This is a genomic window from Paenibacillus sabinae T27 (genome assembly GCF_000612505.1).
GTDB lineage: Bacteria > Bacillota > Bacilli > Paenibacillales > Paenibacillaceae > Paenibacillus_AQ > Paenibacillus_AQ sabinae.
The window spans coordinates 4,174,888-4,194,806 of record NZ_CP004078.1; the positions used below are offsets into that span (position 1 = coordinate 4,174,888).

The 19,919-nt window shown below is 57.1% G+C and carries 20 protein-coding genes; 4 read left to right on the plus strand and 16 right to left on the minus strand.

The window, feature by feature from the left end; genetic code table 11:
• Window positions 1-89: 89 nt before the first annotated feature.
• From PSAB_RS19160 to PSAB_RS24695, 7 genes are all read right to left on the minus strand, one after another.
• Window positions 90-1,022 carry a hydroxyacid dehydrogenase gene (locus tag PSAB_RS19160; RefSeq protein ID WP_025336203.1) on the minus strand — a complete coding sequence of 311 codons (933 nt, stop codon included), beginning with the start codon at window positions 1,020-1,022 and terminating at the stop codon, window positions 90-92.
• Window positions 1,019-2,116: an Ldh family oxidoreductase gene (locus tag PSAB_RS19165; RefSeq protein WP_025336204.1), complete on the minus strand. Its 1,098-nt coding sequence runs from the start codon at window positions 2,114-2,116 to the stop codon at window positions 1,019-1,021. The genes PSAB_RS19160 and PSAB_RS19165 overlap by 4 nt, the downstream gene beginning before the upstream one ends.
• A gap of 41 nt (window positions 2,117-2,157) precedes the next feature.
• The gene (locus tag PSAB_RS19170; RefSeq protein WP_025336205.1) at window positions 2,158-3,312 is read right to left on the minus strand and encodes a UxaA family hydrolase; all 1,155 of its coding nucleotides are present in this window, start codon (window positions 3,310-3,312) and stop codon (window positions 2,158-2,160) included.
• 2 nt (window positions 3,313-3,314) lie between these two features.
• Window positions 3,315-3,593, minus strand: coding sequence for a UxaA family hydrolase (locus PSAB_RS19175; RefSeq protein WP_025336206.1), 279 nt, complete (start codon window positions 3,591-3,593; stop codon window positions 3,315-3,317).
• Window positions 3,594-3,685: 92 nt separating this feature from the next.
• Window positions 3,686-4,774 carry a tripartite tricarboxylate transporter substrate binding protein gene (locus PSAB_RS19180; RefSeq protein WP_226991727.1) on the minus strand — a complete coding sequence of 363 codons (1,089 nt, stop codon included), beginning with the start codon at window positions 4,772-4,774 and terminating at the stop codon, window positions 3,686-3,688.
• 37 nt (window positions 4,775-4,811) lie between these two features.
• On the minus strand, window positions 4,812-6,341 hold the full coding sequence (locus PSAB_RS19185; protein ID WP_025336208.1) for a tripartite tricarboxylate transporter permease: 1,530 nt from the start codon (window positions 6,339-6,341) through the stop codon (window positions 4,812-4,814).
• The gene (locus PSAB_RS24695; RefSeq protein ID WP_025336209.1) at window positions 6,342-6,941 is read right to left on the minus strand and encodes a tripartite tricarboxylate transporter TctB family protein; all 600 of its coding nucleotides are present in this window, start codon (window positions 6,939-6,941) and stop codon (window positions 6,342-6,344) included.
• Between the two features lie 352 nt (window positions 6,942-7,293).
• Here PSAB_RS24695 and PSAB_RS19195 point away from each other — a divergent pair, with 352 nt between their 5' ends.
• A complete protein-coding gene (locus tag PSAB_RS19195; RefSeq protein ID WP_025336210.1) occupies window positions 7,294-7,983 on the plus strand; it encodes a GntR family transcriptional regulator in 690 nt (229 codons plus the stop codon).
• Between the two features lie 347 nt (window positions 7,984-8,330).
• On the opposite strand, the gene PSAB_RS19200 is transcribed toward PSAB_RS19195, so the two are convergent.
• The 7 genes from PSAB_RS19200 to PSAB_RS19230 form a co-directional block, all read right to left on the minus strand.
• Window positions 8,331-9,191, minus strand: coding sequence for an IS3 family transposase (locus PSAB_RS19200; protein ID WP_264370880.1), 861 nt, complete (start codon window positions 9,189-9,191; stop codon window positions 8,331-8,333).
• A gap of 11 nt (window positions 9,192-9,202) precedes the next feature.
• Window positions 9,203-9,520 (minus strand): transposase, encoded by a 318-nt coding sequence (locus PSAB_RS26225; protein ID WP_025332950.1) that lies wholly within the window; start codon window positions 9,518-9,520, stop codon window positions 9,203-9,205.
• 335 nt (window positions 9,521-9,855) lie between these two features.
• Window positions 9,856-11,073, minus strand: coding sequence for an ABC transporter permease (locus PSAB_RS19210; RefSeq protein WP_025336211.1), 1,218 nt, complete (start codon window positions 11,071-11,073; stop codon window positions 9,856-9,858).
• 1 nt (window position 11,074) lies between these two features.
• Window positions 11,075-11,821: an ABC transporter ATP-binding protein gene (locus PSAB_RS19215; protein ID WP_025336212.1), complete on the minus strand. Its 747-nt coding sequence runs from the start codon at window positions 11,819-11,821 to the stop codon at window positions 11,075-11,077.
• Window positions 11,818-13,290 carry a DEAD/DEAH box helicase gene (locus tag PSAB_RS19220; RefSeq protein ID WP_025336213.1) on the minus strand — a complete coding sequence of 491 codons (1,473 nt, stop codon included), beginning with the start codon at window positions 13,288-13,290 and terminating at the stop codon, window positions 11,818-11,820. Before PSAB_RS19220 ends, PSAB_RS19215 begins: the two co-directional genes overlap by 4 nt.
• A gap of 96 nt (window positions 13,291-13,386) precedes the next feature.
• Entirely contained in the window at window positions 13,387-14,163 is a 777-nt protein-coding gene (locus tag PSAB_RS19225; protein WP_025336214.1) for an SDR family NAD(P)-dependent oxidoreductase, read from the minus strand.
• Between the two features lie 52 nt (window positions 14,164-14,215).
• Window positions 14,216-14,674, minus strand: a complete 459-nt coding sequence (locus PSAB_RS19230) for a chemotaxis protein CheX (RefSeq protein WP_025336215.1) — start codon at window positions 14,672-14,674, stop codon at window positions 14,216-14,218.
• A gap of 251 nt (window positions 14,675-14,925) precedes the next feature.
• On the opposite strand from PSAB_RS19230, the gene PSAB_RS19235 reads away from it, so the two are divergent.
• Window positions 14,926-15,831: a LysR family transcriptional regulator gene (locus tag PSAB_RS19235; protein ID WP_025336216.1), complete on the plus strand. Its 906-nt coding sequence runs from the start codon at window positions 14,926-14,928 to the stop codon at window positions 15,829-15,831.
• 46 nt (window positions 15,832-15,877) lie between these two features.
• Window positions 15,878-16,687: a histidinol-phosphatase gene (locus PSAB_RS19240; RefSeq protein WP_025336217.1), complete on the plus strand. Its 810-nt coding sequence runs from the start codon at window positions 15,878-15,880 to the stop codon at window positions 16,685-16,687.
• Between the two features lie 90 nt (window positions 16,688-16,777).
• Here PSAB_RS19240 and PSAB_RS19245 read toward each other — a convergent pair whose 3' ends face one another.
• Window positions 16,778-17,005 (minus strand): helix-hairpin-helix domain-containing protein, encoded by a 228-nt coding sequence (locus tag PSAB_RS19245; RefSeq protein WP_025336218.1) that lies wholly within the window; start codon window positions 17,003-17,005, stop codon window positions 16,778-16,780.
• A 300-nt stretch (window positions 17,006-17,305) separates the two neighbouring features.
• Between PSAB_RS19245 and PSAB_RS19250 the strand changes: the two genes are divergently transcribed.
• The gene (locus tag PSAB_RS19250) at window positions 17,306-18,730 is read left to right on the plus strand and encodes an MFS transporter (protein WP_025336219.1); all 1,425 of its coding nucleotides are present in this window, start codon (window positions 17,306-17,308) and stop codon (window positions 18,728-18,730) included.
• Between the two features lie 164 nt (window positions 18,731-18,894).
• Here the strand turns inward: PSAB_RS19250 and PSAB_RS19255 are convergent, their stop codons facing one another.
• Window positions 18,895-19,836: a metallophosphoesterase gene (locus PSAB_RS19255; protein WP_025336220.1), complete on the minus strand. Its 942-nt coding sequence runs from the start codon at window positions 19,834-19,836 to the stop codon at window positions 18,895-18,897.
• Window positions 19,837-19,919: the final 83 nt, after the last annotated feature.

Here is a 19,919-nt window from a genome sequence, read left to right on the forward strand (position 1 = left end):
AAAGTGCAAGAATTGAATTACTGCTTCAGTATAAAGTTCATGCGCGCATTTGGCAACCCGGTAAGAACAGGCACGGACTTGCGCTTTCGTTACCCGGCCTGTCCGCTCAGCGCGGAGATGACTCCGGCCGATACGATCTCCGATATTTGCTCCTGCGACTCCTGCGTCAGCCCGGCGATATGGGGCGTGATCGTGCAGCTCGGAAGCGCCAGCAGCGGATGGTCCTTCAGGGGAGGCTCCTGACTGAGCACATCCAGTACGGCCCCGGCCAGCTTGTTTGCGGACAGCACCGCAGCCAGAGCTTCCTCGTCGACTACGCCTCCCCTCGATGTATTGATGAGAACGGCGGATGACTTCATCTGACTGAGGGCCGAAGCGCCGATCAGTCCCCGGGTCGAAGGAAGCAGCGGAACGTGCAGGCTGATAAAGTCGCTTTCGGCCAGCACCCGGTTGAAGCCGGCGGGAATGATCCCCGCCTCATCGGCGGCATCTTCGTTCTGCTCAAATCTGGGGTCGAAGCCCAGAACCTTCATCCCAAGTGCGCTGGCCTTGGCTCCCGTCCGTCTGCCGATTTCACCTACGCCGATGAGCCCCAGCGTCTTCCCTGCAATTTCATGCAGCGTGAACTGCTGCCGCAGCCAGCCCCCGGAACGTACGCTGTCCGCCGCCTCCCCTAGACGCCGGGCGGTATGAAAGATGGCCGCGATAACGTATTCGGCCACTGAGGAAGCGTTGGCGCTTCCTGCCGTAACCACCGGGATATCCCTTCGGGCCGCAGCATCCAGATCGATATTGTCCAGCCCTGCGCCGAGTCTTCCGATCACCTTCAGGCGGGGAGCCGCCTCGATCAGGGCCGCGTCTACCTGCGTCTGGTTGCGGACAATCAGGGCATCCGCAGTTTTGACGGCTTCGCTCAGCTCTGGACGATTCCACAGACCGGGATCATAGTGGACATGATGGCCTGCCTGCTTAAGCTGCTCCAGCCCATTCGGAGCGTTCCACTCCGTAATCACAATATTCATGCTTCACTTCCCCTTTGCGTTCCTTCTTCCCCCTGCGAGAGCTGCGGAGGAAACGGAACCCCAGCCACCGCCGCCAGGTCCTCCAATTCGCTTACAACATTATCCGGCAGGGATATGCCGGACAGCCGGTTCCTCCCCGCGGAACGGAATCGCCGCTCTCCCGGAAGCAGAATCTCTTCCGCGCCAGGGGACAAAGGTACCTGCTTGATTTCGTCCGCAAACCGCGAGACGGAGTCGAAATAAGTTTCCATGTCTAGCCAGCGGGCCGGCGAGAACAGCAGGATTACATGTCCCACATCCGCGTTCTTGTCGCCCTCCTTATACAGGTTCCCGATATGCGGGCCGAAGGAGGCCCCGGTCAGGATGCCGCACAGCATCTCCACAGCGAGCGCCAGCGCATATCCTTTGGCTCCCCCCAGCGGAAGAACCGCCCCCTTGAGCGCTTCTCCGGCATCGGTGGTCGGCCTGCCCTCGCTGTCGATCGCCCAGCCTTCGGGGATCGGCTGCTCCTGCTTCTGCGCCTGCATAATCTTTCCCCGCGCGACAATGCTGGAAGACAGGTCGGCGACGATCGGCGGCCGGTCTCCTGAGCCTGACGGGAACCCGAACCCGACCGGGTTCGTCCCGAGAAAGGCCGCCCGGCCTCCCCAAGGGGCAATGCCCGGCGGCGAGTTGGTCATGACGATCGACGCCATATTCTCCTTGGCGGCCTCCTGGCATAGATAAGCCGCCGTCCCGAAATGATTGCTGCCGCGGACGAATACCGCTGCAATCCCCAGCTCCCGGGCAACGGGAATGCCCGCCCTTAATGCCCGGATGGCGACAACCTGGCCCAGCCCGTTCCCGCCGTCCACCGTCAGCACCGCGCCGTGGCGCTCGGCGGCAATGTCCGGCGAAGCGCTGATTCTCCCTTCCCGAATGCGCCGGGAATAGACCGGCAGCCTGCTGATTCCGTGGCTGCCGTGCCCTTCCAGATCGGCACGGATCAGAGAATCGGCCGTAATGATGGCGTCTTCCTCCGGTACATTCAAGGATATCAGAACCGATTGCACAAATTCGTAGAGCTGCCCGCTGTCATAGCGCTTTGCCGACATTTCCGCGTTACGCCTCCCTATTCATTTCTCATTATAGTTAATTACGCGCTTGGATAAAGCTTCGTCATCACAAATTCCCGGTGCCCGAGCGCCTCCGCCGCCGTCAGCCGCCCGTTGACCGTCCGCTCCAGGTTCTCAAGCAAGCGTCCCCGCGCATCCGGCAGCGTAATGGCGCGTTCGAGCAGCGGACTGACATCGACATCGATATGCTCCGCCATCAGCTTGACCGTCTTCGGGTTGGCCGAAATCTTGATCACCGGCTCGATGGGATTGCCGATTACGTTTCCTTGTCCCGTCGGGAAGAAATGGACAACCGCTCCGGCAGCAGCCATGAGCGTTACGCATTCCGCAGCGGCGGAAGAGCTGTCCATGAAATACAGACCCGGGCCGTTCTGCGGCGCCTCGGCAGGCTTCAGTACGCCGATAACCTGCTTGGTTCCGGTTTTTTCGATATTGCCCAGCGCCTTCTCTTCAATCGTGGACAGCCCGCCGGCGATATTGCCCTGAGTCGGCTGGGAGCCGAGCAGGTCCACGCCTTGAGAAGCGAATCCGGAGACATAACGATCATAGGTGCGCTGGAATTGTCCGCGGAGCTCTTCCGTCGCCATCCGGTCCGCGATCAGATGCTCTCCGCCCGTCAGCTCGGAAGTCTCCCCGAAAAACACGGTCGCTCCCTGATCGATCAAATAGTCCACTGTTTCTCCCACCGTCGGGCAGGAAGCCAGTCCCGTTGTCGTATCCGATTCTCCGCACTTGATGCTAACAGTAAGCTCCGAGAGGGATATGGGCTCCCGCTGAAGCTCTGTGGCCCACTGCACGAATTCCTTGGCTTTCCAAGCCGCCCGCCGGATGACTTCCAGATCGCCCAAGCCTTCGATGGAGAATCCGGCTACCGGTTTGCCCGTGGCGGCAATGCCGTCTGTGATGATCTTCGTCCAGTTCGGCTCAATGCCGATTACGATGACCGCCGCTACGTTCGGATTGCTGCCCGTTCCGATCATGGTCCGGAAGTGCAGCGCCAGATCCTCTCCGAACTGCAGCCGCCCGTAAGCATGGGGCAGAGCCAGCGTTCCGGAGACGACCTTTGCCACCGCCTCGCAGGCCGCGTTTGAAATGTCGTCAACCGGTAAAATAATGACATGATTGCGAATGCCCACCTTGCCGTTTTCTCTACGATATCCGAATAATTGTCCCATCGTTACCACCTCGCCGATTTAATATTGTGCGTATGAACGTATTCCCCTTCGGTCAGCCCCTCCGGCGCAACGCCGATGGGGATGCCGTATTCAATGACTTTGCCGCCTTTTTCAAGAACGCCGATGGATATTTTGTGCCCCAGCGGAACATTCTGAAGGCTTGTCACCGTTATTTCCGAATCGTCATCCATAAAGACTCCGACGACCTGCTGCCCGGCGGTAATGTCCGTCGTTGCGACGCCCACCTGATCTCCCTGCTTATGAATTAAAAAATGATGCATATTCTTCCCTCCGAATCTGAATTTGCGATTTGCTTAGGCATTCCCGTCGTTACTTGCGGATCAGTTCCGTGATGGCCCATTTCGTATTGCGATTACTTGCGGATTCCTGTCTCGGTGGCGAGACCTGTGTAATACTCGGCTTCCTTATTTACAAAATCCGTAAACTCCTGTCCTGTAAGCACATTCGGATCGACCTGCAGCTGCTTGAGCTTCGCGACAAAATCGGGGTCCTGTGCCAGCTTGGCGACTCCATCCGCCCACTTCTTGACAATCTCCTGCGGCGTTCCTTTCGGGAAGCTCATGCCCGTCCACCAGGAGACGGACAAATCCTTCACTCCCTGCTCCGCTGTTGTAGGCACATCCGGGTAATACGGACTGCGCTCGGGAGACAGGACGGCCAGCACCTTCAATTTTCCAGCCTTAACCAAAGTAGAGGTCTCATTGACCGTGTGCACGGCCAGAACCGCATTGCCTCCAGCGACAAGGGGCAGAGATTCGGACGCGCCTTTGGTGGCAATCATCCGGGTTTTTGAGAAGTCGGCTCCAATCGCTTTCAGCCATTCTGCAACGGCAAAGGTGGAGAAACCCGCAGGCCCTACGCTGGTCCAAGTCAGCTTCTCGGGATTCGCTTTCGCCCATTCCGAGAATTCGCGGAAATCCTTCCACGGCGCGTCGGCGGCCACTACGAAGACAGGCGCATCCGTAACGACCCGGGCCGCAAACTCATGGTCGCTCAAGAGAACCGGCGCCGAGGCCGATCCGGCCTGAAGCATGGTCGTGCTCGCCACATTATCCGCAAGCACCGTGTAGCCGTCATTGGCCGCTTGCTTGAGCGCGTATTGCGCGCCGGTGGCTCCGCCCGCTCCGGGCTTGTTGACGATTTCGATCGGCTGCCCCCATTCCTTGCTCAGCCCTTCGGCGACCGTCCGGGCAACGAGATCTACGCCGCCGCCGGCCGAGAACGGCACGACATATTCAATGGGCCGGTTCGGATAGTCGGTGCCTGCCGAGGAAGCCGGTCCCGCTGCCGCAGCGGAGGCAGCGGCCGTTGCACCGCCTGTCTGGGCGGCCCCGCCTGCGCCGGATTCCGCCGTTGAATTGGCTCCGCAGCCGGAGGCCAGAAAGAGCAGCGCCAGCGTCAGCGGCAGCAGCCGGAAAGTCTTTTTGTTCAATGTCTTCAATTCATTCACTCTCCTAAAATGTGTATTGTAGTCGGCTTTACGCTTCGGCATTGACGATGCTGAGCGAATCGCCGCGTTCCTCGCGGATTCTTTTTTTGGTGCGGCGGACCATGTACAGGGAGAAGACCAGCATGACCGCTGCAGCTATAATGAAAGCTACGGAAAGCCCTCTTTGGACAAAGATGCCAAGGCTTCCGCCGGAAATTGCCATCGACTGCGAAAACGACTGTTCCATCAAGGGGCCCAGAATAAAGCAGAGAATAAGCGGCATGATCGGCCAGTCATGCTTTTGCAGATAATAACCGGCGATGCCGAAGATGACCGCAACCTGAACATCGAACAGATTGTTGCGCACCGTGTAGGCGCCAACCATGCTGAGCAGAAGAATTACCGGCGCAAGAATCGAGAATGGGACCCGGGTCAGCTTGGCCCAAATACCCACCAGCGGCAGGTTCAGAACTAGCAGCATCACGTTGCCGATGAACATGCTGGCGATGACGGTCCACACAAAGCTTCCTTTCTGCTCGAACAGCATCGGCCCCGGCGTCAGCCCGTAGATCATCAGGCCAGCGAGCAGCACGGCCAGCGGCGGCGACGATGGGATACCAAGCGCGAACAGCGGAATAAAACCGGCGGAGCTTGTCGCGTTGTTGGCAGCTTCCGGAGCGGCCACGCCCTCAATCGCTCCTTTCCCGAACAGATGGCGGCGGCGCGAGATTCTTTTGACGAAATCATAGGACAGAAAGGAAGTTACGGCGGCCGAGCAGCCCGGAAGCAAGCCCATGAAGAAACCGATAATTCCACCGGCGGCGATGGAAGAAGCGCTCTGCTTCAGATCCTCCCGGCCCGGATAGACGCTTCCGATATTTCCGGACGAAATGGCGGTCTTCTTCTCGGACAAGCCTCTCATGACTTCTGCGATCGAAAAGAGACCGATCAGAATGCTCACCATATCCAGTCCTCCTTCGAGCGGACTCCAGCCCAGGGTGAAACGGTACAAGCCGGAGTTGGCCCCGAGCCCCATGAGCGACAGAGCAATGCCGATCAGACCCATGATCGCCGATTTGACGAAGCGTCCGCCGGTCATCCCCATCATGATAACCAGCGTCAGGAGCAGGACGGAGAACATTTCCGGCGGTCCGAAGCGCAGCGCCTGATTGGCCAGCACCGGCGCGAACAGGACGAGACCGATCACACCGAGCACACCGGCGATAAAGGAGGCGATGGCGGCGATTCCAAGCGCCGGTCCTCCCCTGCCCTGCCGGGCGAGCGGGTAGCCGTCCAGACAGGTCGGGACGGAGGAGGCTTCGCCCGGAATATTAAGCAGAATGGCGGTTGTCGATCCGCCGTACATCGCCCCGTAGTAAATGCCCGCGAGCATAATAATTGCCTGTGTCGGTTCCAGAACCGACGTTACGGGCAGCAGGATGGCGATCGACGAAGTTGGACCAAGCCCCGGCAGCACGCCGACGAAGGTTCCCACAAGCACGCCGATGGCCGCCATCAGCAGGTTCATCGGTGTTAACGCATGTCCAAAGCCGTCAAGCAGCATGGATAAATTACTCATTTAATCGCCTCCTTGATGAAGCCACAGCGTTCCTGCCGAAAATGGAGTGTGCAGCCATTCGATAAAAATCAGATACAGCCCGGCCGTCAGCAGCAGAGCGTAAATCGCGCAGCGCCACCACTTGGCGATTCCCAGTACACGAAACAGAAGCAGAGCGATAACAAAAGTTCCCGCCAGGTAACCCGCCCGGGGAAGAATAACAGTGTAGATCAGCAGCAGGAGAGGGATCAGGCTGTTCCCGGGCAAAAACGGAAACCGACCGCTTGTCCTATTCGCTGATTGGGTGCCCGTGAAGGACTCTCTATTAACGATGGACTCGTTTACACTGTGCTTTTCACCGGTTGTATCGGCACTGGCTGTTTCGGCTTCCGACGTTTCCGGAGCTGGTAATCCGGCCGAGGACGACCGTGCGGACGGCCCGGGAAACAAAACCAGCCAGATTCCCGCCAGAGCCAGTCCCGCTCCTATAAAGGCGGGGAAGGTATGGTCTCCGCCCAGCAGACTAACATGATAAGGGTACAGGCGGTAGGCTTCGCGAAGAGAGAGACAGCCGGCCAGAACGGCCAGCGCTCCGGCAGAGCGGTCAGCGGCGCTTTTCATTCTCATTCCTCCTGACTATGACCGTATTAAACGCAAAAAACCCGCCAAGGCTTGATAAAGCCGAAAGGCAGGTCTCCGTTCGTACGGTCGACACTAATATATGTTGTATACAACATACAAGAAAAAGGTACTACGTTCTTTATTCGACACAGAAATATATATACCCTATTTGTTTAGTCGGCTTTATTTCTGCTATGCCACGTATCATATCACCGCCCTATTTTTCCTGTCAATGCTATTTTCTCAACTATTTTTGCCGAAAATATCTTTTGACAAAGAGTCGATCCTATGATTTAAATAAATGTTGTATACATGATTTATGCAAGTATCAACCCGATAAGGAATGATTTCCATGCCTAACCTGATCCGAATTGACAATACCAATTTATTGGAGAAAACGTACGGCATTCTGAAAGAACTGATTATCAAGAGAGAATTCCCGCCCGAACACAAGCTTTCCATTCCAGAATTATCCACTCAGCTCGGGGTAAGCCGGACGCCGATCCGCGACGCGCTGGGCCGGTTGGAGAAGGACGGATTGATCAAGACGGTGCCGAAGGTCGGCACTTTTGTCGTAGGCGTTTCAGCGGAGAACGTGCTCGACATCATGGAAACACGCCTGATGATTGAACTTTGGGTCGTGGAGAAGCTGGCGGCGGGAAAAGCCGAGGCCAGTCCAAACATCATCGCCAACATGGAGAAGATTCATGAAACGTCGGTCTATATCGTAAACTCGTCGAAGCTGGAGAATTACCACGAAGGAGACTACAACCTTCATTTTCACATGGAATTTCTGAAACTGGGCGGCAACAAGAATATCATGAATATCTATCAAAACAGTATGAACTACCGCTATCTGGCGATGAAATCGTACCTGATTACGAAAGAAATGGTTCTTCATTCCCTGCAGCAGCACGATCGGATTATCCAATCTCTCAAGGAAGGCTCGCATGACGATCTGAGACAAGTGGTGACCGAGCATCTGGAGGATGCGAAAATCCGCCTGTACAAAAATATCAATCTTAACGGCGGGCTGATCTAAGCCGGGCATACCGTGGGTCTTTTCACGATCAAGTCTTCAAGGAAAAATACGGTGCTGCGGAGTTGTGCCTACATCTGCTGAACCATGAGGTTGGCAAAAAAAGGGCTGTCCCTAAGTCATCTAGGATGACTTTTGGGACAGCCTTGTATTGCGTCCGGGAATGAGAATCCTTTGTTGGCCAACTGGCGGATATGAGCGGGAAAAACTCCCTCTAATTCATAAGAAATCGGGTTGTTGAACGGCTTATCTGGAAAAACTCCATCTAATTTACGGGTTCCGCCCATTCTTTCGATGAAACGCCCCAATTAGCTGGAGGTTTGGACCTCTGTCAAGAAAGTGGACACCCTTTAGCTTGCTTTTCTCTTATTGAACCGAGCAGCAAAGCGAATCGGTGACAGGTACCCTAGTGCACCATGGATTCGTTTGCGGTTATAAAAAAACTCAATGTATCGGTAGATCTCATCGTAGGCCTGCTGTTTCGTTCTAAATCGCTTGCAGTAAATGAGCTCCTTTTTCAGGATGCTATGGAAAGATTCCATGCAAGCATTATCGTAGCAGTTTCCTTTGCGGCTCATGCTGGTGATCATACGGTAAGTCTTGAGCTGTTTTCGGTAATCTTCGGACGCGTACTGGCTTCCTCGATCCGAATGGTGGATCAGTCCTTTTTTAGGTCTCTTGGCAAGGTGGGCATCCTTTAGGGCGCCCAGGACGAGATCGGTGTTCATCCGGTCGCTCAGACGCCAGCCTACGATCTCACGGGTGCATAAGTCCAGCACACTGGCTAGATACAGGCGGCCTTCCCGGCATGGAATATACGTAATGTCGGCTACCCATACTTTATTGGGTTTCTCCACGTGAAACTGCTGGTTCAGGAGGTTTGGAGCGATCGGCAAATCATGATTGGAGTCGGTGGTTTGAACCTTGAAGGTACGGCTGACACAGGCACGGAATCCGAGTTCTTGCATGTATAGGCCGACGGTACGTTCGGTGACGGTTTCGCCTTCCTGGCGCAAAAGATGTGCAATCTTGGGCGCACCATAACGCTGCTGTGAATCGTTGAAATGATACGTGATCCGCTTTAACAGCCGCACCTTGCGCCGCACTCGCTCGCTGGGTTTTCGGCTGCGCCAGGTGTAGTAGCCGCTCCGGGAGACACCTAGTGCTTTGCACATCTTCTCCAAAGGGAACTCGGAGCGATGATCTTCCACAAACTGAAATCTCAGTTCTTTGGTTTGCTGAAGATGTGCACTGCTTTTTTTACGATGGCCAGTTCCTCCTCCGCATCGGCAGCACGTTGCTGGCTTTCGTGAAGTTCACGTTCTTTTTCTTTCAGCAGCTGCTCCAGTTCGCGGACTCGATCCAGGCTGGCGATAGGCTCGTTCTTAAACTCGCGGTATTTCGCCTTCCAGGCATACAGGGTCTTCACAGGAATATTCAGCTCCAGAGCGATGTCCTCTACCGACTTCGTTTGCTCCTGCAGGTACTTTACCGTTTGTTTCTTGAACTCTTCGTTATACTGTTTCCGTGGTTCACTCATGTGAACACCTCCTTAGATAACTCTATTATCTTTTTCTCTTAACGAGGTGTCCACTTTTTATACTAGCTCTAGTTTTCCTTATAATTCGGATATCAGCCTGTTATTCAGTGAGTTTAATGGAGGAATTCCGCTTAGCTGTCTCTTTAGGCAGCCAGTAAGGGGGATGGCTCCCGACTGGGACGTCAAAAGGGGCGATCCATAAGCCATTTGCGATGACTATTGCACAGCCCCTCTTTCGTAGAGTTGTGAAGCGCAAGCGCTTGTTACTAATCGCTGGTAAGGCATCAGAAAAACCTCTTGCTACCATGGCATGAGACCCACGGCTTCAGGCGATGCTAGAGATCGTCGTCTTCGGCCCTCCGCATATTCTTCCCCAGGCGGGCGCGGAGAATCAGAACGAGCGCCGCGCCAGCGGCCAGCGCCCCGAGCGCCCTGGGGAGCGTGCCGCTTCCGGCAGCCAGCGGAAGCCACAGCGCAAGCGCGAAGGCCAAATGCGCGCGGAACACAAAGGAGATGGTGCTGCGGCTCCGGCTGTTCTCCGGCAGCGGATAGACCGTCAGCCAGAAGGATTCGCCGTGCAGCTTCGCCAGGGCGGAGAGCTGGACGCCGATGATGAACAGGAAGAACAGATAAATCCCCGCGCTCACAAGGCTGCCGCGGTTCCACCACTCCAGCGCCAGCGCCAATAGTCCAAGGCGCAGCACAATCCCCAGGATATCGCCGCGGGCAAAGCTTTTGGTCAGCAGATAGCGGTAGGCGCTGTCCCGCCGCCACGGAAGCCCCGCCCCCCAGCGGGAGAGCCACCGCCGGGGATAGACACGCTGCTGGCGTCCGGGAACTTCGACGAACCATCCGAGCAGCATTAACGCCCGGCCGCTTTGCGCCTTCTCCAGGGCGATCAGCCGCTCCCAGGGAACGGCGTGCCGGGCGGGCACGGCCAACGCTGACAGGTAAGCCGCCGCCAGCAGCAGCGAGAAACCCAGCCCTTTATGGAAAGGCTGCCACAGCCAGGCGGCGATGATCAGGCCGCCCACCGCCCAGCGCAGCAGCCGGTACCCGGCGGACGCGGCGGGGGAGAGCATCTTGAGCTCCCGCCAGCAGCCGTAGGCGGAGAGAAGCTTGACGCCAAGCAGCAGCGCGGCGGTGACGAGCAAAGCCTTCGGCGATTCCTCCGTCCGTATGTATAAAGGCCACAAAATGAGGAGCGCGAGAAGCAGCCGGAGGCTTTTCCACACCGTTCCCCTGGTCCATGCCGGGGCGAAATACTCGTGCATCCGGTGCTCCTGCGGCAGCAGAAAGACGGCGTCCGCGGGCTGCAAATAGGTGCGGAAGCCGCTATGAACCGCTGCCGGCAGCAGCACCGCCATCATGATCCAGCGGATCGGCAGACCGGATGGAATATCCCTGAGCACCGAGGTGTACCAGGCCGAAAACGCGATCAGGATGAACATCAGCACAACCGCCACGCCGCTCTGGATAATATAGCCCGCATAGGAAAGAAGCTTGCCGGCCGCCCGGCTGCGCCGCTGCCCCTGCAGCTCTCTGAGATCCATGCTACTTCCCTCCCTGGACCAGCTCGTAGAACAGCTGCTCCAGCGGCAGGCCCGGCTTGCCTGCGGCAGCCCCTATTTCGGCCAAGCCGCCCTCGGCGATAACCTTGCCCTGATGCAGCACGATGAAGCGGTCGCAGTAGTTCTCGATCGTGGAAAGGATGTGGGAGCTGAGCAGAATGGAAGACCCCGACTGCTTGATCTCCAGCATGAAGTCCAGCAGCGAGCGGATGCCGAGCGGATCGAGGCCAAGAAAGGGCTCGTCGATGACATAGAGCGCCGGACTTGCAACAAAAGCGCACATAATCATCACCTTCTGCTTCATCCCTTTGGACAGATGGCCGGAGAGGCTATCCATCTTATCCTCCATCCGGAACAGCTCCGCCAGGCGGCGGCTGCGCGCCTCGTAATCGGCGCGGCTGACGCCGTAAGCCCTGGCCGTAAATTCCACATGCTCGCGCACGGTCATTTCTTCATACAAGAGCGGCGACTCGGGCACAAACGAAAGCGCGCTGTGATACCCTTCCGAATCGCCCTCCCGCGTTCGGCCCTGAACGGCGATTCGGCCTTTATGCGGCGTCATCAGTCCGAGAATATGCTTCATGGTGGTGCTCTTGCCCGCTCCGTTCAGGCCGATCAGCCCGACCATCTCCCCCGGCTGCACATTCAGGGAAATATCGTGCAGCACAGGCTTGTTCAGGCTGTACCCTCCGGTCAGGCCCGCAATCTCCAGCACGGGAGCCGCACTCATTGCCCGTCACCTCCGGACCGTTTGTCCTTCAGCCACTTAGGCGCTCCCTTGTTCTTGCTCTTGCGGTCCCGCTCCGTGTGGCGGGCCTTGCCCGCCGGAGCGGACGCCTTGGCTCCGCTCCGCCCGGAGCCCGCCGCTGCGCGGCTTGCCGCGGGGCGCGCCCCGCTGGCGCGCGGCTCCCCGTGACGCCCGACGCTGGCGTCACGGCCCTGCCCGCGCCCGGCCGCGCCGCCCGCTTCCGGCGCGGCGTGCGGGCGGATGCCGGCGGTCCGCACCGCCGGCTGGCCGCTGCGCGGCTTGTCGCGGCGCGGGCCTGCGCCGCCGCGCATTTCTTCCGGCGGCAGAATTTGGCCGCCGTACAGCGCGCGTTCGCTTAGCGGGATGCCGAGCTCGCGCGCGAACTTGCGCATAATGAACGTCTGCTGCGGCGTGACGATCGACAGCGACAGGCCGCTGCGGCCCATCCGTCCCGTCCGTCCCGACCGGTGCACGTAGTGCTCTGCGTCGAACGCGGGATCGAAGCTGACGACAAGCGGCAGATTCTCGATGTCCAGCCCGCGCGCCGCCACGTCGCTCGCCACGAGCACGCGGAATTTCCCTTCCCGGAAGCGGCCCAGCACCGTGCTGCGCGTCACTTTGTCAGCGTCGCCGTAGAGCGCCGCCGCCGTCAGTCCGAGGTGATTCAGCTTCGCCTCCACCTCCGCAATCGTCTCGGGCGTGTTGGCGAAGACGATCGCCCGGTCCGGGTTGTAATAGCGCAGCACCCGCCGCAGCGTATCGACCTTGTCCCGCTCCTCCACGGCGATATACAGATGCTCCAGCCCGCGCGCCGCCTTGGTCTCGGGATCAATGCCGACCTCGGCCGGATCGTTCATGGCCTTCGAAGCCAAGGCCCGCGTCTCCGGTCCGATGGTCGCCGACAGCATGACGAGCTGGCGGCTGCGCAGCGCGCTCGCGATGATCTTCTCCAGCTCGCCCGCGCCCCCGAGCTGGAACATTTGGTCCGCCTCGTCAATGACGATGGTGGCGACCTCGTGCATCTTCAGCTTGCGTACCGCGATCAGCTCGCGCACGCGTCCCGGAGTGCCGACCACGAGCTGCGGATGCTCGCGCAGCTTCTCGATCTGGCGTCCGACCGCCGCTCCGCCGATCAGTCCGAGCGTGCGGATGCCGCGCCCCTCGCCGTAGCGCTCCGCTTCGCGCACAATCTGCATCGCAAGCTCCTGGGTCGGGGCCAGCACCAGCTTCTGAACCGCCCTGCGCTGCGGATCGATTCCTTGCAGGAGGGGCAGCAGGTAGGCCAGCGTTTTGCCTGTCCCGGTCTGGGAAGCGGCGATCACGTCCCTTCCTTCCAGCAGCAGCGGAATGGTCTCCGCCTGAACCGGAGAGGGGGAGGTTATGCCGAATTCCGACAATCGGGCTTCAAGGTCTTCCTGGATGCCGATAGCCGCAAAAGAAGCTTTAGTCATAGGGAAATTCATCCTTTTCGCTTTATTGTATTCCTTCATTATATGCCAAAAAGGCCTGTCCACCAAATGGAAGGCCCCTCTGTGCTTCTCACTATATTATTTCCGATTGAGCATTTTGTATGTCAGCTTGTCCGCCAGCCGGGGGAACAGCCCGTACAAGCGAATACCGGCAGCCGCCAGCCGCGGCAAATCCAGCTCTTCCTTGTCCTTCTCGATAAGCTTCACGATTCGTTCGGCGACATACTGGGGAGTCATCATGAAGCCGCCCACATTCTTGATGTAATCTCCCGAGGGATCGGCCAGTTTGAAAAATTCAGTCTCAATCGGTCCCGGATTGACCGCCGACACGGTGATGCCGCTGTAGCGCAGCTCCTGCCGCAAGGCGTTGGTGAAGCCGAGAACGGCATGCTTCGAGGCGGTATAGGCCGCCGACCTTGCGGTGCCGATCTTGCCGGCCATCGAGGCCACATTGACGATCTGCCCCCTTCCCCGCTCCAGCATATGCGGCACAGCCGCCTTGGTGCAGCGGACAACGCCCATATAATTGACATTCATCATTTCGCCGAATTCCTCGACCGGCATTTCAATGAAGTCCGCGAATCGGCCGAAGCCCGCATTATTGAGCAGAATATCGATTCTGCCGTATTTTGCTATAATCTTGGCGATCGTCTCTTCCACTTCGCCGGAATTGCTCACATCGCAGCGGTACAGTCCGTACTCGCCCGTTATTCTTTCCGCCGCAGCCCTTAGCTTGTCCTCCGACCTGGCAAGCAGCACCGGAATGGCTCCGCGCTGTCCGAGCAGATGCGCCGTAAGGGCGCCGATGCCGCTGGAAGCGCCGGTGATGACCGCGATTTTACCCTTAAGCTCCATCGCCCGATCCTCAGCTCCTATCTTGCCTGATGGCAAATTCTCTCTTACAATTCTAAGAGATCATCACCTGAATATCCAGCTCGCCGATTCCGTCCATAACAAGCGGAATGCTCAGCGCTTTACGGGGCAGGAAGGCTGTCAGATTTTCCGATTTCATAACCTGGGGAGGCGTGATGTCCACCACAACACCCTGGTTGGACAAAATCGTGCTCGCGTTGCCGCTGATCATGTTGCCGAGCTCCGAAATGGCGCTTTGTCCCATCTCGTCCATCTCCGCAATGGGATAGCCGCCCATCATGGCCGACACCATCCGCAGCGCCACATGCTCCGCAATCCCAAAGACGATATCACCGCTCATCTGTCCCGTCATCCCGACTTTGATCCATATATGGTTATCGATCAACTCAATATCTTTGATTCCAAGATTTCCGGTCGACGGCGACACTTGAATCACTTGTTCAATGACGACGCGCGCAGATTCTAAAAACGGATTAATCACTTCTGCCTTCATAATAGTGCTGTGTCCCCCTTTGCCGGACTTAAGTCATATTCCGAAAGTCCCAATGATCTTGGTATAGTATATCTCATATATCGGCACAATTCACCAAAAATTAAGGCTTTGCGCAAGGAAATAAATGCTGGGTGAGCGGTGTCATTGCCCTACCCGGCAGAATCTCCTATAATTTAATTAAATGCCAACACTCGGCGTAAACTATATACATAACCGATGAGTCAACAAATGGTTGGCAGGGGAGGTATTCCATGAACATCAGCCAACTGGAGACGCTTATCATGATCTCCAAAACAATGAGCTTCCGCAAGGCGGGAGAGCTGCTCAATCTGACCCAGCCGGCAGTTTCCGCACAGATCAAGAGCCTTGAGGAAGAGTTCAAAACCCAGCTGGTGGACCGGAACCAGCCCGTTACGCTGACGGACAAGGGACAGGTATTTCTAACGCATGCAGAGCAGATCGTCAATATCGTCGATGATTTGAAGCTGAGGCTTGCCGACCTGGATGAAACGCCGCAGGGCCATATCATACTAGGTACAACGACCTCCATCGCGATCCAGATTCTGCCGCGCATTCTATCGTATTTTCAGGACCAATTTCCTCATATCAAAACATCCATCCAATCCATGTCCTCCACGCAGATCTATCAGCATGTCGAGAACGGCCAGGTCGATGTCGGCATCGGTTACCTGATCGGAGACAGTCCCGGCATGACCACCTCGGTTCTCTATTATGACACTTTCGAACTCGTCGTGTCTCCGAGGCATCCGCTGGCTTCGAATCCCGGCAGCGCCCGCGTCGAAGTGCTTGGCCAAACGCCGCTAATTCTGCTCTCGCCCGATACGGTTGGAAGGATGTTCGCGGAAGAGGTCTTTGCCAAGCACGGCATTCAGACCCATGTCATTATGGAGCTGACCAGCAGCGAAGAAGTAAAACGGATGGTGGAGCTGGATCTGGGAGCGGGTATCATTTCCAAGCAGTCGGTGGCGGAAGAGGTCCGCGCGGGAACCCTCAAGATCATTCCGATCATGGAGCTGGAGGTCACCCACCCCGTCGGGGTCATCACCAAATCGGGCAAATACGTCAACTCGGCGATGCGGCAGTTCCTCAGCGATCTGAAAGGGATGCCGGAGACGCAGTTCATCGGTTCGGAGTAGAACGTCATTTTTTATCACACAAACTGGCCAAGGAGATGTTCTTTCAATGAAATTCGACCTGCATACCCATCATTTCCGCTGCGGCCACGCTGACGGAAACATCCGGAACTACGTAGAGGCCGGCATCAAGGCCGGGCTGGAAGTTATAGGGATTTCGGATCACACCCCCTATTTCGGAGATCCGAGCGACCGTGCTTTTCCCCATATTGCCATGGCCAAATCGGAATTCGCCAATTATGTTGAAGAAGTCCTTGCTCTGAAAAAAGAATATGAAGGCGTGATCGACGTCCTGCTCGGCATCGAGTCCGACTATTTCCCGGAGCATGCGGAGACGTACCGAAAAATTCTGGACGCTTACCCTTTCGACTATGTAATCGGCTCCGTGCACAGCACGGGAGGCGTCAGCATTTTTAACAAAGGACGCTGGAAGGGCCTCGGAGACAAGGAGAAGATCGCGATCAAGACCGAGTATTACCGCCTGATCGCCGAATCCGCGCGCAGCGGCATGTTCCAGATCCTCGGCCATATCGACGCCATGAAAGGCAACTACCCCGACTTCTCGAATATTCCCGCCCCCGGGCCGCTTGACGAATGCCTGAAGGTTATTGCCGAGAGCGGCGTGGCGATCGAGATCAACACATCCGGGAAGACCAAGCTGAGCGGCGGGTGGTATCCTTCAGACGACATCCTGGAACGGGTGCTGCGCTATGGTGTGCCTGTAACGTTCGGCTCGGATGCGCACAAACCGTCAAGGGTGGGCGACGAGCATGAGGCGGTAGCGGCCCGGCTGAAGGAAATCGGCTTCACCTCCTGGGTCTATTACAAGCAGAAGCAGAAAATAGAGGTCCCGTTGTAATGGGACAGATTATCCGCAAGGACCGGCTTTAACAAGAAAACAGCGGCAGTTCGGGAAACTTTTACAGGTCCCGCGGCCGCTGTTTTTATTTTAACCCTGCGCCTTGTCCGCAAATTGCAATCCTTTGTCCATCATTGCCTGCCTCAGCTGCTCCATCGCTTTCGGACCCATTCCATGCAGCTTCAGAAGCTCCGCTTCACTGGTCTCCGCAAGCTGCTCCAAAGTCGAATAGCCCGCCCCTTGAAGCGCTCGTCTTGCCGGTTGGCTCAGTTTATCCGGGAAATCGCTCGGCCGACCGGCGATATCGTTCTCCTTCATCAGATCCCTCCTTCTCTGTACATCCATTATACCTATGATAAACGCGGGGGACATCGCTCGGTCCGATCATTGACAGCAGGTTCCGCCCAAGGCATGGACTCAAAGACTGTTTCGGACAAAACGCATTGACATCCCGGCAAAATCGACATAATATTGGTAACACCAATATTGGTAATACCAATTATTCTTAACAGTCTTCTGGATAAAAAATTTGGCTTTCATTCGACTAGGAGGGAGCGAACGCGCTATGCATTCGGAATCGGTCTGCCCCGGTTCTTGCCAGGAGAGGGGGCGCGCCTTGTGATTTCGCCCAAGCTCCGCAATACCGCTCTGCTTGTCGCCGGTTGTTATTTCATGGAGAACCTGGACAGCACCATTGTCACCACGGCGGTGCCTGCCATGAGCCGGGCGCTCCAAGTGTCTTCGGTGCAAATGGGACTTATTGTTACCGCATACATGGTCACGTTAGCCGTATTCATCCCGATCAGCGGCTGGCTGGCCGAGAAGTTCGGAACCCGGCTGATCTTTCTGTCGGCCATTGCCATTTTTACACTTGCTTCGCTTGCCTGCGCCCTGTCGCCAAATCTCGGGACGCTGGTCGCCGCACGGGTGCTGCAGGGATTCGGGGGTGCGATGATGGTCCCGGTCGGCCGGGTGGTCGTTATCAAGCATACGGAGAAGCGGGATCTGCTGAAAATCATGTCTTATCTCGTCTGGCCCGGGCTGATCTCGCCCGCCATCGCCCCGCTTGCCGGTGGACTCATCATCACTTACGCCTCATGGGAATATCTGTTTCTGATCAACCTTCCGCTCGGCATCGCCGGATTTATCGCCGCCTGGAAGCTGATCGGAGACGAGACCGAATCGGCGCCTTCCAGACTGGACGTAACCGGAGTGGCGCTTACGGGCATCGGGGTAGGCGGTTTGACTTACGCGGCCCATGTGCTTGCGGACACCGGAGTTCCTTGGAGCAAGGGCTTGCTTCTGACAGCGGTCTTTCTGGCCGTCTCTATTTTCGCCGTCAGACATCTGCTGACGGTATCAAACCCTATTGTCGAGCTGCGGATTTTAAGCATCCCGACCTTTCGCTCCTCCCAGCTCGGCAGTTCACTATACTGGATGATGGTCGGTTCGGCGCCGTTCATGCTGACGCTGCTGTTTCAGAACGTCTTCGGCTGGAGCCCGACGCTTGCGGGCGGCATTGTGCTGTTTATTTTTATCGGCAACATCGGCATTAAGCCCGCCACCACCTTCCTGATCAACCGGTTCGGCTTCCGCCGCGTTCTGATTGTTTCCACGGCAATTGGCGCTCTAACCATGATTCTGAACGGACTGATTACGCCGGCTGTTCCGATCGTTCTGATCGCCCTGCTCACGCTGATCAGCGGCATTGTCCGCTCCACGGCGCTTACTGCGTATACCACGATTGCATACAGCGATATTTCGCCGGAGAACACGCGTCACGCCAATGCGCTGGCCTCGACCATGCAGAACCTTGCCGCCGCCTTCGGCATCGCCTCGGCAACGGTGGCGCTGCGCGCCGGAGAGCCGATTGCGCGATGGGCAACCGGATCTTCCGGCGGCTCGGGAGCTTATACGGTCTCCTTTTTTATTCTGGGCATCATAGCTTTATTGGCAACGCTGGAGGCGGTGCGGCTGGACCCGGCGGCCGGCAGCGCCCTTCGACGGAAGCAGCCCGGCAAAAGCCTCAATAACGCCAATTGAAACGGCTCAGCTCCCGGCACCAAAAAAAATGGACCCGATTTCTCGGGTCCCAACAAAATATATATTTTCAAAAGGGGGTCATGTATACAGTTTACCCCGGCACTGTTAGAGTTTGATAACGGTATTATTTCATTTGTGTAACAAGTTCTGACCGGCTGTGGCCGCTATCCTTCCGTCCGTCGGAGGGTGAACACCGTCAGCTCCGGACGGCACATAAAACGGAACGGCATGTACGTCTCGCCGAAGCCCCGATTGACGTACAGCTTCCTGTTCGGCTCCCCTACCGTGTAGAGGCCGCTGATATATTTGGTCGACCCGTCCGGCAGAAAAGGGGCTCCCACAAACGGGATACGAATCTGCCCGCCGTGGCTGTGCCCGGACAGCTGCAGCTGAATGGAATAGTCCTGCACAAAATCCGCATAATCCGGCTCATGCATGAGCAGCACCGTGAACATGCCCGGCGGAATGCCACCCATTGCCTTCTTCGGATCGGGGCCGGGGCTGTTGATCAGATAATCCTCCATTCCCGTGACGGCAATGGCCGCCTCTCCCTTTCGGATAAGGACGTGGTCATTTCGCAGCACCTTGAAACCGGCGGCCTCCAGCAGACCGACCAGCTGCTCGGCATGTTTATAATCATGATTGCCGAGCACCGCGAATTTGCCCATCGGTGCAGTCAGACTGGCCAACAGAGGAACGGACTCCGTCAAATCCTCCGGGTAGCTGTCGACGATATCGCCGCTGAAGCAGATCAGGTCCGGCTCCGCCTCCCGGATATGGCGCACCAGCCGTTTGACATCGTCGACATCCTTGTTGAAGCCCAGGTGCACATCGCTGAAATGGACAAGCTTCATACCCGAGAACGCGGACGGAAGCTGTTTCCAGGACAGCGTCATGCGGGTAATATCGAGCCAGCGCGTCTCTCCCTGCCAGCTGTATCCGCCCGTCAGCAGACCCGCGCCGATTAATGTTGCCGCTCCGCGGGCCAGAAACTGCCGGCGCGTTATTTTTTTGCCGCCCGTTCCGGTTGAAGAAGAATCGGCCAAGTTGCCGGATCCGCCGATTGGGGCGGGAGCTGAAGACTTGTTATGCGCCGGTTTGTTCATTGGCCTTTCCTCCTTTCGCATCTTGTCTCTCTATCCGCCGGATTAGGCTACCAGACTTCCCATTTATCTTCCGCCGGTCTATA